Source organism: Achromobacter sp. ES-001 (genome assembly GCF_019448355.1).
Lineage (GTDB): Bacteria > Pseudomonadota > Gammaproteobacteria > Burkholderiales > Burkholderiaceae_B > Achromobacter > Achromobacter spanius_B.
The window spans coordinates 1,862,839-1,876,377 of sequence record NZ_CP079940.1; the positions used below are offsets into that span (position 1 = coordinate 1,862,839).

The following is a 13,539-nucleotide window of genomic DNA, read 5'->3' on the forward strand; positions in this document are numbered from 1 at the left end:
GCCGAAAAAAGAAAAGCCCCCTGAAAAGGGGGCGATGCGTGGAACACAGTTTTTCAGCAGCGGGCCGTCAGCAGCTGGAAGCCGGGGGCGTTTTCTCGACGGCCAGGCCGAAGGCGGGGCGCAAGCGCACGCCCAGCGCGCTGCCCGCGAAGGCGGCCGGCAGCCACAGCCAGGCATGCAGGCTGCCCGACAGGATGCCGCTGAAGTACGCGCCGATGTTACAGCCGAAGGCCAAGCGAGCGCCATATCCCAGCAACAGGCCGCCGATGACGGCGCCGGCCAGCGAGCGTGCGGGCACCTTCCAGACGGGGGCGAACTTACCGGCGGCGCTGGCGGCGGCCAGGGCGCCCAGCATCAGGCCGATGTCCATGACGGTGGTGACGTCCTGGCGCAACGGCGCGCCCAGCGAAGGCTGCTTGCTCCAGTACGTCCAGCTGGCCACATCGCCGCTGACAGCGTTCAAGGCTTTGGCGCCCCACAAGGCAAAGGCGGATGTGATGCCCCACGGGCGGCCGGCCAGCGCCAGCGTGGCGAAGTTCAACACGACCAGCGCAACGCCGCCCCAGATCAGCGGCCACGGGCCTTGCAGCAGGGAAACGGGGCGCGAGGTGCGCGAGGCAAAGGAAATCACGTGGCCGTGGCGACGCTTTTCAAGCGCGGTGGTACCCCAGGCGATCAAGGCAAAAATCACCAGGTTGGCAATCAACGCGGGCGCCAGGCCCCAGGTCTTGATCAACGAGGTGGGCGCCAATGCGGGCAGCGTCGACCACCAGCTGAAATTGGCCGTGGCAACGACCGAGCCCACAATGAAGAACAGCAGCGTGACCAGCATGCGCGTATTGCCGCCGCCCACGGCGAACAGCGTGCCCGACGCGCAACCGCCGCCCAGTTGCATGCCGATGCCGAACAGGAACGCGCCCAGCACCACGGACACGCCCGGGGGCGATACGAAGCCGGTGACGGGTTGGCCGAACAGCGTGCCGGCGGCCAGGAACGGGAAGAACAGCAGCACGCCCACGCCCAACATCAGCATCTGCGCGCGCAGGCCCGCGCCGCGGCGGTCGGACACGAACACGCGCCAAGCCTGCGTAAAGCCGAAAGATGCGTGATACAGCGTGACGCCCAGCAGAGCGCCAATCACCCACAGCGCACCTTGGCGCCAGCTGACGGTTTGAAGCAGATAGAGCGCGCCGGCCAGCAACAGCAGCAGCGCAATCCACAAGGGCTTGCGGTTGATGTGCAGTGGCGGCAGGGCCGAGGGCAGGGGCAAGGTCGAGGCGTTGGAACTCATGGGGCATCCCGGGGGGATTGAATTGGTTCAAAGCAAACGGGCGCGTGTAGGGGCGCCCGTGGAGATGCTTGGAAGTTTACGGCGGCGGTTTAATGGCTCAAACCATCTATTTGTGCTTGCGTAATAACTAAAAGTTATTAAAGGCAGGGGGACAGTCGCTGCGCTATTGCAGCCGCCACACCAGCGCGGCCAGCGTCAGCAGCAGTACCGGCAACGTCAGCACAATGCCCACCTTGAAGTAATAGCCCCACGTGATCCGCAGCCCTTTGCGCGCCAGCACATGCAGCCAGAGCAGCGTCGCCAGGCTGCCGATCGGGGTGATTTTCGGCCCCAGATCGCTGCCGATGATGTTGGCGTAGATCATGGCGTCTTTCAGCGGACCGGTGGCGCTGGTGTCCGCAATGGACAGCGCGCCCACCAGCACCGTGGGCAGGTTGTTCATGACGGACGACAGGAACGCGGTGATCAGGCCCGTGCCCATCGCCGCGCCCCACAGGCCGTATTCGGCGCAGCGGTCCAGCACCTGCGCCAGGTGCGCGGTCAGGCCGGCGTTGCGCAGGCCGTAGACGACCAGGTACATGCCCAAGGAAAAAATCACGATGTGCCAGGGCGCCTCGCGCATGATCTTGCGCGTGCCCACGATGTGCTGGCGGCCGGCGATGACCAGCAGGCCCAGCGCACCGGCCGCGGCAATGGCGCTGACCGGAATGCCCATGGGCTCCAGCACGAAGAAGCCGGCAAGCAGCAAGGCCAGCACGATCCAGCCGGCACGAAAGGTGATGGGGTCGCGAATGGCGGACGCCGGGCTCGGCAATTGGCTGACGTCGTAGCGCGGCGGAATGCTCTTGCGGAAAAACAGCAGCAGCACCACCAGCGTGGCGCCCACGGCCATCAGGTTGACGGGCAGCATCACCGACGCATATTCGCCAAAGCCGATGCCGAAGAAATCGGCCGACACGATGTTCACCAGATTCGAGACAATGAGCGCGATGCTGCCCGTGTCGGCAATAAACCCCGCCGCCATCACAAAGGCCAATGACGCGCCCGGCCCGAAGCCCAGCGCAAGCAGCATTTCCATGACGATAGGCGTCAGGATCAGCGCTGCGCCGTCATTGGCGAACAGCGCCGACACCGCCGCGCCCAGCAGCACGATCAACACGAACAGCAGCCGTCCGCGCCCGCCGCCCCAACGCGCGACGTGCAAGGCCGACCATTCAAAGAAGCCGGCTTCGTCCAGGATCAGGCTGGTGACGATGATGGCGATAAAGGTGGCGGTGGCGTTCCAGACAATGCGCCAGACGTCCGCGATGTCGGCCAGGTGCACCACGCCCGTGGCCAGCGCCAGGCCAGCGCCGATGACGGCGCTCCAGCCTATGGACAAGCCTCTCGGCTGCCAGATGACCAGCGTGATGGTAAGAATGAAGATGGCGGCGGCAAGCAGCATGACGATCAATCAAGAAATGGGGTGGGCACTGATCCACGCGACCAGCAGGCTGACGGTCAACACGGAGGCGACGGTGGAAACCAGGATGGCGCGCGAAGTCAGGCGGGCATCGCGCCCGTACATCTTGGCCAGCATGAAGGGGCCGGTGCCGATGGGCAGCGCGCTCATCAGCACGGCCGTCCATGCCCACAGCGGTGGCATCGAAAAAACATAAAAGGCCAGCACCGCGGTGACGGCCGGTTGCAGCAACAACTTCCCGGTCACCAGGCGCAGCACGCCGGGGCCGGCGGTGGCGGTTTCAGTCTGCGCCAGGAACAGGCCGATGGTGACCAGCGCGCAGGGGCTGGCGGACGCGCCCAGCAGCGCGACGTAGCGGTCTATGCCTTCGGGCAGGGTCAGCCCGGTGGCGGCCCATGCCAGCCCGAGGACCGGCGCGGCCAGCAAGGGGTTGCGCATCAAGGCGCGGCCTACCTTCAATAGCGTGGCGGCGGGGTTCGGGGCTTGTTGCCGGTCGAATTCGATCAGCGCGATGGCAAAGCCGAACAGCACGCTGGCGGTCAGCAGGGTGGTGAAGGCGGCCGGCGCCAGGCTTTCCGCGCCGAACAGCGCCACGCACAGCGGAATGCCCATGTAGCCGGCATTGGCATACGACGCGGCCAGGCCTTCGATGCTGCGGTCGGTCAGTGCGCGGCGCCCGCCACGGCCGGGCAGGAAAGACACCAGGAAGGTCACGGCGATGCCGCCCGCGAAGGCGGCGACAAAACCCCAATGCGCCATGTGCGTCAGGTCCACCTGCGTCATTGCCCGAAACAGCAGCGCCGGCAGCGACAGGTAGACGACATAGCGGTTCAGCGCGTCGGTGGCGCCGGGTCCCAGCACCTTGCCGCGGGCGGCCAGCCAGCCGGTCAGGATCAGCGCAAAGACCGGCAGGGCGGCGGTAATGACGGCGTTCATCGGTGGTGATGGGGGCGTGGGCGCGGGAAGGCGCTCATTCTACTTGGCGCGGGCGCGGGTTGCGGGTGACCAGCAGGATGCCAAGGGCGGCCAGCGCCATGCCGGGCCACGCCAACATGGGTATCGGTTCGCCCAGGGCCATCAACGCAAACACGGCGGTGCAAGGCGGCACCATGAAGAAAAGGGCGGACACGCGGGACGCTTCACCGTGGCGGATCATGGTCAACAACAAGGTGATGGCCACCAGCGAATTGCCCACTACGAGATAAGCCAACGCGGCAAGCAGCGGACCGGTCCATTCGATGCGCATGGGTTCCAGCCAGAATGCCAGCGGCGCGGTCACTGTCAGGCCGACGGCGTATTGCAGCAGGTTGGACGTGACCGGATGCGTGGCCACCCCAAAACGCTTTTCGTAAAGCGTGCCGCTGGTGATGCAAAGCAGCGCGCCAACGGCGAACAGCAGCCCCAGTGGCGCCAGCACGTCGATGGATGCCTTGGCCACGATCACCAGCACAGCGCCCGCCACGCCCAGCCCCAGCCCGGCCCAGCGCCGCGCGTCGACGCGCTCGTGAGCGATCAATGGCGCCAGCAGGCCGATCAGGATGGGTTGCAATGACGCGATCAGGGCCAGCCCGCCGGCTGACATGCCCAGTTTCAGCGATAGATAGGTGCAGCAGAAATAGCCGGCTTGCAGCAGCAGGCCCACCATCGCCAGATGCCCCCAGGCGCGCGCGCCACGGGGCAGGGCGGGACGCAGCACCAGCATGAACGGCGCCAGGATCAGCACCACGCAGGCGTAGCGCACGGCCAGGAACGTCAGCGGGTCGGCATAGGCCAGACCGATTTTCAACACGACGAAACCGCTGGACCACAGCAACAGGAAAAGCGCGGGAGCGGCTTTCAACCAGGGCGGAGCGGCGGGTGTCATGTTGGATGCGGGCAACGGGGGCAAGCCGCGATCGTACCCCTTTTCGTGCCGGTATCATTCCCGCTTGAGAATGCGGCGTAGGATATTTATTGTTGATTGCCGCTCGCGAGGGAAATGAAGATGTCGACCCCAAAAAAATCAGCGGTGCGTATTGCATTGGGCACCTGGGACCGGCTGCGCGAAGACGCCAGTGCGGTTCGCTACGAGGTATTCGTCGTCGAGCAAAAGGTGCCGCCCGAGGTCGAACTGGATGACGACGACGCGCTATCGGTGCACGCCGTGGCGTACGGGCCGGACGGCACGCCAATGGGTACGGGGCGCTTGCTGCCCGACGGGCACATCGGCCGCATGGCCGTGCAGAAGCGGGCGCGCGGCATGGGCGTGGGCGGGCTGTTGCTGGATGCCCTGATCGAGCAGGGCCATGGCGATGGCCACCGCATGCTGGTGTTGCATGCGCAGACGCATGCCGCCGGCTTCTATCAGGCGCACGGCTTTGTCGTCGAAGGCGAGGAATTCGTGGAAGCTGGAATTCCGCACGTCGTGATGACGCGCGAGCTGAAGTAGTGCGGCGCATAATGCCGTGCGTATTGCCGCGAGTATTGCCGTGCGTATTGTCTCGACGCCGGCCGCATGCAAAAGAAAAAACCCCGGTCGTTTTCACGATCGGGGTTTTTCTTGGCGCATCACGACAGGTACCTCGTGATGTAATAATTGGTGCCCAGGAGAGGACTCGAACCTCCACACCTTGCGGCACACGGACCTGAACCGTGCGCGTCTACCAATTCCGCCACCTGGGCGCTGATGCTTCACGTGTTGCGTCGCTTGCGCGTCGTTTCTTGTTCAGCAGCAGAGAAGCGAGATTATGCACACTTTCTTTTGCGTGTGCAAGCCGGTGTCCTGCCTTTTTTTCACTTTTTCGCGCGCCTGGCGTTGGCGGCTTTCGCTATAGTGTCGCCCCATGTCACGTACCCTTTGCACGCGCTGCCTGCGTCCGGAATCCCATTGCCTGTGCGCGCTGATTCCTTCCTTGTCATGCCGCACCCGCGTCGTGGTGCTTCAACATCCAAGCGAAGCGCGCCACGCCTTGAACACGGCCCGGCTGGCCGTGCTGGGCTTGGTCGGCGCGCGCCGCGTGGTGGGCGAACGTTTTACGACCAGCGATTGGGCTGAGCCCGGCTACACGCCGCGTCTATTGTTTCCGGGGCCGGCCGCCGACGTCCTGACTCCCGGTTATGGGCGTGACCTGGACCTGCCGATTCAACTGATCGTGCCGGACGGCACGTGGGGCCACGCGCGCAAGCTGCTGCATATCAACCCCGAACTGGCTGCGCTGCCGCGCGTGATGTTGCCAGCCGGCTTGGTGACCCGCTATCGCGTTCGTCATGCCGATATCCCCGGTGCACTGTCGACAATCGAAGCGGTCACGCATGCCCTGAACGCCATTGAAGCGCCCATGAACGTCGATGCCTTGTTGCGTCCCTTCGAGGCGCTGATCGACGGACAGATCGAGGGCATGGGCCAAGATCTGTACGCCCGCCATCACTTGCAGCGCAAGGTGCCGTGGCGCTAAGCGGGCGCGGTATGAAAAAGGGTAGGGGATTAATACCGCGAAGCCGGCATATCGGCGTGGTGATTAACAAGATAAGCCGGCCACGTCGACGACCGGAAACATAAAGCCGAAACAAAAATGAAATAGCCCGGCGTGCAGTTAAATCGGCGACAAGTAAAAACACCGACAACAAAGCAAAAGCCCCGAATATCTTCCGATGTTCGGGGCTTTCTGTCTTGCTATCGAATCCGCGCAACGCGGCTTCGTCATCTATGCGGGTGGTGCCCAGGAGAGGACTCGAACCTCCACACCTTTCGGCACACGGACCTGAACCGTGCGCGTCTACCAATTCCGCCACCTGGGCACTGTAAGAGCCATGAGCTCTAGCAGGTTTACTGCAAGGACTGCTGATACTGCTTTGGCAGTCTTTACTGCATTTTTACTATCCAACTTGTTCGCGACCGTAGTCGGCAAGCAAGTTCGATTTAAATTCCGTGGTGCCCAGGAGAGGACTCGAACCTCCACACCTTGCGGCACACGGACCTGAACCGTGCGCGTCTACCAATTCCGCCACCTGGGCACTGAGACATGCTTGTCAGAACACTGTGATACGCTGCCGCTCTAGTTGCATTGTTTTAGCTCTGTTCTATTAAGCGCGTACGTTGTTTTCAACATACTGACTTAACCAAAACTTAACTAAAACATGCGTCCTGAGCGCACTTGGTTTTACAATGGGTCTTTCGACCTGGGGTTAGCAACCGCTTTGGTTTTCAACCCCTTCTGACCATTTCTGCTTCAGTGTTCAGCCTTGGGCGAACCACAGAAGCTGCGCATTATATACGGAACTTTCAGCTTTGGCAAAACGATCGAATAACGAATCGAAAAACAACAGATCAACACCCTTGCCCGAAGCGCCGCCGGACTTCGATCCCGATGTCCCGTCCCGTGAAGCCATCCTGACCGCACTGCGAGCCGCGGGCTCGCCGTTGTCTCCGGTGGAACTGGCCGAACGCATGGGCGTTGAGCGAGCCGCGACGATGGTGGGTTTCGAGCGCCGCCTGGGCGCCATGGAACGCGACGGCCAGTTGATGCCCAATCGCAAGGGCGTTTTGTTGCTGGCGACCAAATTGGATTTTGTCGCCGGCAAGGTGCTGGGTCACCGTGACGGGTTCGGTTTCCTGCTGCGTGATGACGGCGGCCCCGACCTGTTCCTGTCGCCGCGCGAAATGCTCAAGGTCTTGCATGGCGACCGCGTGCTGGTCAAGCCCACGGGCGAATACCGTGGCAAGCCCGAAGGCACCATCGTTGAAGTCATTGAACGCCGCACCAATAAGCTGGTGGGGCGTTTTCTGCACGAGCATGGCCTGTCCATCGTCGTGCCCGAAGATCAACGCATCAAGCACGACATCCTGATTCCGCCCAGCGACACCAACGGCGCCCAGCATGGGCAGGTGGTTGCGGTTGAAATCATGGAACAGCCCACGCGCCATACGCAGCCCCTGGGCCGCGTGGCCGAGGTGCTGGGCGAAATCGACGACCCCGGCATGGAAATCGAGATCGCCGTGCGCAAGTTCGACGTGCCCGTCGAATTCTCGGAAGCCGCTCGCAAGCAAGCCGCGCGCATCCCCGATACCGTCCGCAAAACCGACTTGAAAGACCGCGTCGACCTGCGCGACGTGCCGCTGATCACCATCGACGGCGAAGATGCGCGCGACTTCGACGATGCGGTGTATTGCGAGCCCGTCGAACTGGGCACCGGCCAGCGCAAGCGTCCAGGCTGGCGCCTGTTGGTCGCCATTGCCGACGTCAGCCATTACGTGCGTCCCGGCGACGCCCTGGACGACGACGCCATCGAGCGCGGCACCAGCGTGTACTTCCCGCGCCGCGTCATCCCGATGCTGCCCGAATCGCTGTCCAACGGCCTGTGCTCGCTGAACCCCGACGTCGACCGCCTGGTGCTGGTCTGCGACATGGTCATTCCGGCCACGGGCGCCAAGGCCGGCACGGTCACCGCCTACCAGTTCTATAACGCGGTGATGCATTCGCATGCCCGCACCACGTACACGAATATCTGGGCCGCCTTGCAGCAGCCGGGCGGCCCAGCCGCCGCGGCCATGCGCAACGTGATGCCGCATGTGCAGCATCTGTACGAACTGTTCCAGCTGCTGGTGCAAGGCCGCAAGAAGCGCGGCGCCATTGATTTCGACACCGTCGAAACCAAGATCGTCTGCAACGAACTGGGCCGTATCGAACAGATCGTGCCATCCGTGCGCAACGACGCCCACAAGCTCATCGAAGAGTGCATGCTGGCCGCCAACACTTGCGCGGCCGACTTCATGACGCGCAGCAAGCATCCCGGCCTGTACCGCATCCACGAAGGGCCCACGCCGGAACGCCTGCAATCGCTGCGCGAATTCCTGCGCACGATGGGCTTGTCGCTGGGCGGGGGCGACACGCCCACGGCCAAGGACTACGGTGACTTCCTTGACACCGTGCGCGGCCGTCCCGACTACCAGCTGTTGCAGTCGATGTGCCTGCGCTCCATGCAGCAGGCCGTCTACAGCCCTGACAACATGGGCCACTTCGGTTTGGCCTACCCCGGCTACAGCCACTTCACGTCGCCCATTCGCCGCTACCCCGATCTGTTGACCCATCGCGTCATCAAGGCCTTGCTGGCCGGCCAGCGCTATGTGCCCAGCCTGGATGACCACGCGGTCGTCATCGGTCGCACGCAGAAAGAACACGAGCACGCCATCTGGGAAAAGATGGGTCTGGTGTTGTCGGCCACCGAGCGCCGCGCCGACGAAGCATCGCGCGACGTCGAGGCCTGGCTCAAGTGCTGGTTCGTCAAGGAACGCGTGGGCGAAGACTTCAGCGGCACCGTCACCGGCGTGGCCAGCTTCGGTATCTTCGTCACGCTGGATACCTTGCACGTCGAAGGGCTGGTGCACGTGTCTGAACTTGGCGGCGAATACTTCCAGTTCAATGATGGTCTGCATGAATTGCGCGGTGAGCGCACCGGCATGCGCTACCGCCTGACCGACAAGGTCCAGGTGCAGGTGGCGCGCGTCGACCTCGAAGCGCGCCGCATTGAGTTCCGCCTGGTGCAGGGCACCAGCTTCGACGCCTTGCGCAAGGCGGCTGCCCGTGGGCCCGACGAGCCCGTGCGCCGCGTGAAGAAGGCGGCAGCCCCGAAGCCGGCCGCGCTGAAGGGCCAGACCGCCAAGGAACGCCGCGCCGACGCCAAGAAGGCCGGCAAGCCGCCCCGTGCGTCCAAGCGCGCATCGCCCGCCAAAAAGGCGACGCACAAGCGTCATTGACACGCGCTTTGTGACGCCTTTATGGCCCGCCCGCTGTAGGGCGGCGCGGCCATAAGGGGTAACATTGCGCAGATGGCCGGCTTGGTCCGGTGGCCCGCCCCCTCTGGGGCGGGTATTCGTTTATCTAAAGGTATTGCATCTATGGCGTCGACCCAAGTTCTAGCCGGGTTTCACGCGGTTGTCGCGCGGCTGCGCCACGCGCCCGACTCAATCAAGGAAATCTATGTCGAGGCCTCGCGCCGCGACAAGCGCATGCAGACGTTCATCGAGCAGGCCGAAAAGGCGGGCCGCCGCGTGCATCCCGTGCCGATGGAACGCCTGGACGGTCTGTCGCGCGGAACGCGGCACCAGGGCGTGGTCGCCTTGGCCGACGAGCGCCAACTGGCGGTGGATGTGGACGAAGTGCTCGACGTTATCGAGGGCCCGCCGCTGCTGCTGATCCTGGACGGCGTGACCGACCCCCACAATCTGGGCGCCTGCCTGCGCACCGCCGATGCGGCGGGCGTGCATGCCGTGATTGCCCCGCGCGACCGCGCCGTCGGCTTGAACGCCACCGTGCAGCGCGTGGCGTGCGGCGCGGCCGATACCGTGCCTTATCTGATGGTCACGAATCTGGCGCGCACCATGCGCAGCCTGAAAGACCGTGGCGTGTGGCTGGTGGGTACCGATGACCAGGCCACCGACAGCATGCACAAGATTGACGCCCGCCAGCCGATGGCGTGGGTCATGGGCGCCGAAGGCGAGGGCATGCGACGCCTGACCCGCGAAACCTGCGACCAGCTCGTCAATATTCCCATGTTGGGTTCGGTTGAAAGCCTGAACGTCAGCGTGGCCAGCGCCGTGTGCCTGTACGAAACGGTGCGCCAGCGTCAAGCCTGACCTTGTCCGACCCGACTACCTTGTAGCTCTTCCCTTTACGCGTCTGCCCATCATGCACCAGAACGGCTTTACCACCACGATCCTCCATTCCGACCGCCAACAATCCGTCGAGCACGGAGCGGTGCACAAGCCGATGCATCCCTCGTCGGAATTCGCCTACGACGACGCGCGCGAGCTGGCGGCGGTATTCCAGGGCAAGGCGGGCTTTACCTATGCGCGCCAGGGCACGCCCACGACCACGGCGCTGGAAGCCAAGATCAACCACATGGAAGGCGGCAAGGGCACCGTCAGCTTCGCCACCGGCATGGCGGCGTTGTCCGCCATTTTCACGACTTTGCTGCGTCGGGGCGATCATCTGGTGTCCAGCCAGTTTGTGTTCGGCAACACCAACAGCCTGCTTGGCACGCTGCTGGAGCTGGGTGTCGAAATCACCTTCGTCGATGCAACAGACGCCGAGCAAGTGCGCGCCGCGATCCAGCCCAACACGCGCATGGTCTTCACTGAAACGATTGCCAACCCGGGCACGCAAGTGGCCGACCTGGCGGTCATCGGTGAAATCTGCCGCGAGAAAAACCTGGTCTACGTCGTCGATAACACCTTGACGTCGCCGTGGATGTTCCGCCCGTCCACCGTGCATGCATCGCTGGTGATGAATTCGCTGTCGAAGTACATCGGCGGCCACGGCAACGCGCTGGGCGGCGCCGTCACGGATACGGGCCTGTACGACTGGGCCAACTATTCCAACATCTACGACGCCTACCGCAAGGGGGCGTCCACCAGTTGGGGTCTGACCCAGATCAAGAAGAAGGGCTTGCGCGACATGGGCGGCACGTTGGCCGCCGAGCCCGCGCACCGCATCGCCGTGGGCGCTGAAACGCTGGCGCTGCGCATGGCCAAGCACTGCGCCAACGCGCTGGCGCTGGCGCGCTTTCTGGATGAGCATCCTGGTGTGGCCAAGGTTCATTACCCCGGCCTGGCCGGTCACGCGCAGCATGCACGCGCCGCGGCGCTTTTTGGCTCGCGCTTCGGCGGCCTGTTGGGTGTGGAGCTTGCCGAAGGCGTGGACTGCTTCGATTTCCTGAACCGCCTGCGCATCGTGCTGATGGCTACGCACCTGGGCGACACGCGCAGCCTGGCATTGCCCGCCGCGCACACCATCTATTACGAGATGGGCGCCGAGCGCCGCAAACAAATGGGCATCGCGGACAGCCTGATCCGCGTGTCCGTCGGCATCGAAGACGAAGCCGACCTGCTGTTTGATTTCGATCAGGCGCTTAATGGTTGCCTGAAGGGATAATCCGGCAAAGGATCAGGCACATGCTTATACAGATCGCAGATGTATTCACGCCGCAAGAGGCGGCGGATATCCGCCAGCGGCTGGACGCCTCGGATTGGGTGGATGGCAAGATCACGGCGGGCTACCAGTCCGCCGAGGTCAAGCGCAACCGCCAGTTGCCCGAGCAGCATCCGTTGGCGCAAGAGCTGGGCAACCTGATCCTGCAACGGCTGGCCGCCAACAACCTGTTCATGTCGGCCGCCTTGCCGCGCAAGATATTCCCGCCGCTGTTCAATCGCTATGAAGGCGGCGAAGCCTTTGGCTATCACGTCGACAACGCGGTGCGCGGCATCACCGGCACGGCCGAGCGCGTGCGCACTGACTTGTCGGCCACGCTGTTCTTCTCGGACCCTGATTCCTACGATGGCGGCGAGCTTGTCATCGATGACACCTATGGGCCGCGCGCCGTGAAGCTGCCCGCGGGGCACATGGTGCTGTATCCCGGCACCAGCCTGCACAAGGTGAATCCGGTGACACGTGGTGCGCGGGTCAGTTCGTTTTTCTGGATGCAGAGCCTGGTGCGCGAAGACAGCCAGCGCGCATTGTTGCTTGACATGGACGTGGCCATCCAGCGTTTGAATCAGGACGTGGCGGGACATGCGTCGATCGTGCAACTGACCGGCATTTATCACAATTTGCTGCGCCGCTGGGCCGATGTTTGATTCAGGCTTGAAGTGATTTTTTTCGGTGTCGCGCAAACCCCGAAATGCGCGTTTTTGTTTATTGCGAAAATGGCTAAAAGCTAGTATTGGCGCGGGTTGTAGTGAGGTTTTTGCTTGACAGCCGCTCTACGCCAAGGCCTAATACACGTCTGCGTCGCTGACGGTTTGAAGGCATTTATGCCATCGAATCCTAAGCGGCGCAGCAGTTTAAAAGTTGTGCTTTGCAGCGCAAGAAAAAAGTCCATCCACTGTCTGTTCGTCGTTTGCCGGGCCTTGCGTTTTGTTGGTGGCGTCCCTGCATGACAGCCATGAACCGCACGGCCTCGCCAGACTCAATACCTTGTGAGGGGTACTCCTGAATGAACAAAACCGAACTCATCGATCACATCGCCAGCAAGGCCGATATCTCCAAGGCTGCCGCCGGCCGTTCGCTCGACGCCCTGATCGGTGCCGTCAAGACCACGCTGAAGAAGGGCGGTACGGTAACGCTGGTTGGCTTTGGCACGTTTGCCGTGTCGGCTCGCGCAGCTCGCACTGGCCGCAACCCGCGTACGGGCGAAACGATCAAGATCAAGAAGGCCAAGGTGCCGAAGTTCCGTCCGGGCAAGGCCCTGAAGGACGCCGTCAACTAATGGACGGCACGGCGATCGCGGGGCATCGGCCCGAAGCGATTTGCCGACAATGACGCGGTCCGGTATACTCCGGCCCGCGTATTGCTTTTGAGTACCCCGAGTTGGCTGCGAGTTAGTCACTGCTTCAAGCGAATCATCGCATTGAGGCGGCGCTGAAAGTGTCAGGATCGGGTGCTTAGCTCAGTTGGTAGAGCGGCGCCCTTACAAGGCGTAGGTCACAGGTTCGACCCCTGTAGCACCCACCAAAAGCGCATGCGTTGCGTTCGCGAATTTGAACGTACTTCTTGCAGATCACCCGCAAAACCCGCACACCTTACCGTGGCGGGTTTTTTGTTTTGGCGTTCTCTGTGTGTGGCGCATGGGCGTGATGCCTGGGCGTGTTCCTGCGCCTGCTCCACGGGCTGCGCCCTTGCGCTGGCGCAAGCTTTCTTGATGCCGTCTTGTGCTTTCTGGTTGAGCCCGGTAGGGCAGTGTTACGCTATTCCAGACGAAATAGGACGTGCGAATCATTCGCATTTAAGATATTATGATCGGCTTGTACCGG

At 63.1% G+C, this 13,539-nt stretch carries 11 protein-coding genes and 4 tRNA genes; 8 read left to right on the top strand and 7 right to left on the bottom strand.

The window, feature by feature from the left end:
* Positions 1-67: 67 nt before the first annotated feature.
* The 4 genes from KYT87_RS08335 to KYT87_RS08350 all read right to left on the bottom strand — a co-directional run bounded on the left by KYT87_RS08335 (position 68) and on the right by KYT87_RS08350 (position 4,617).
* Positions 68-1,291 carry a YeeE/YedE family protein gene (locus tag KYT87_RS08335; protein WP_219991985.1) on the bottom strand — a complete coding sequence of 408 codons (1,224 nt, stop codon included), beginning with the start codon at positions 1,289-1,291 and terminating at the stop codon, positions 68-70.
* A 163-nt stretch (positions 1,292-1,454) separates the two neighbouring features.
* Positions 1,455-2,735, bottom strand: a complete 1,281-nt coding sequence (locus KYT87_RS08340) for an arsenic transporter (protein WP_104143365.1) — start codon at positions 2,733-2,735, stop codon at positions 1,455-1,457.
* Between the two features lie 9 nt (positions 2,736-2,744).
* On the bottom strand, positions 2,745-3,689 hold the full coding sequence (locus KYT87_RS08345; RefSeq protein WP_104143255.1) for an AEC family transporter: 945 nt from the start codon (positions 3,687-3,689) through the stop codon (positions 2,745-2,747).
* A 34-nt stretch (positions 3,690-3,723) separates the two neighbouring features.
* A complete protein-coding gene (locus tag KYT87_RS08350) occupies positions 3,724-4,617 on the bottom strand; it encodes a DMT family transporter (RefSeq protein ID WP_219991986.1) in 894 nt (297 codons plus the stop codon).
* Between the two features lie 120 nt (positions 4,618-4,737).
* Here KYT87_RS08350 and KYT87_RS08355 point away from each other — a divergent pair, with 120 nt between their 5' ends.
* A complete protein-coding gene (locus KYT87_RS08355) occupies positions 4,738-5,181 on the top strand; it encodes a GNAT family N-acetyltransferase (protein ID WP_255594009.1) in 444 nt (147 codons plus the stop codon).
* A gap of 148 nt (positions 5,182-5,329) precedes the next feature.
* Here the strand turns inward: KYT87_RS08355 and KYT87_RS08360 are convergent.
* Positions 5,330-5,414, bottom strand: a tRNA-Leu gene (locus KYT87_RS08360).
* 161 nt (positions 5,415-5,575) lie between these two features.
* Here KYT87_RS08360 and KYT87_RS08365 point away from each other — a divergent pair.
* A complete protein-coding gene (locus KYT87_RS08365) occupies positions 5,576-6,187 on the top strand; it encodes a tRNA-uridine aminocarboxypropyltransferase (RefSeq protein ID WP_219991988.1) in 612 nt (203 codons plus the stop codon).
* Positions 6,188-6,445: 258 nt separating this feature from the next.
* Here KYT87_RS08365 and KYT87_RS08370 read toward each other — a convergent pair.
* Together KYT87_RS08370 and KYT87_RS08375 are read right to left on the bottom strand one after the other, a co-directional pair.
* Positions 6,446-6,530, bottom strand: a tRNA-Leu gene (locus KYT87_RS08370).
* A 131-nt stretch (positions 6,531-6,661) separates the two neighbouring features.
* Positions 6,662-6,746: transfer RNA gene (locus tag KYT87_RS08375), tRNA-Leu, on the bottom strand.
* A gap of 274 nt (positions 6,747-7,020) precedes the next feature.
* On the opposite strand from KYT87_RS08375, the gene rnr reads away from it, so the two are divergent.
* The 6 genes from rnr to KYT87_RS08405 all read left to right on the top strand — a co-directional run bounded on the left by rnr (position 7,021) and on the right by KYT87_RS08405 (position 13,240).
* A complete protein-coding gene (gene rnr, locus KYT87_RS08380; RefSeq protein ID WP_046805501.1) occupies positions 7,021-9,486 on the top strand; it encodes a ribonuclease R in 2,466 nt (821 codons plus the stop codon).
* A 141-nt stretch (positions 9,487-9,627) separates the two neighbouring features.
* Positions 9,628-10,365, top strand: coding sequence for a 23S rRNA (guanosine(2251)-2'-O)-methyltransferase RlmB (rlmB, locus tag KYT87_RS08385; protein ID WP_046805500.1), 738 nt, complete (start codon positions 9,628-9,630; stop codon positions 10,363-10,365).
* Positions 10,366-10,417: 52 nt separating this feature from the next.
* Positions 10,418-11,662, top strand: a complete 1,245-nt coding sequence (locus KYT87_RS08390; RefSeq protein ID WP_046805499.1) for a cystathionine gamma-synthase family protein — start codon at positions 10,418-10,420, stop codon at positions 11,660-11,662.
* 20 nt (positions 11,663-11,682) lie between these two features.
* Complete coding sequence (locus tag KYT87_RS08395) at positions 11,683-12,363, top strand: Fe2+-dependent dioxygenase (protein ID WP_046805498.1); 681 nt, start codon at positions 11,683-11,685, stop codon at positions 12,361-12,363.
* A gap of 359 nt (positions 12,364-12,722) precedes the next feature.
* Positions 12,723-12,995: an HU family DNA-binding protein gene (locus KYT87_RS08400; protein ID WP_003812968.1), complete on the top strand. Its 273-nt coding sequence runs from the start codon at positions 12,723-12,725 to the stop codon at positions 12,993-12,995.
* A 169-nt stretch (positions 12,996-13,164) separates the two neighbouring features.
* Positions 13,165-13,240: transfer RNA gene (locus KYT87_RS08405), tRNA-Val, on the top strand.
* Positions 13,241-13,539 lie beyond the last annotated feature (299 nt).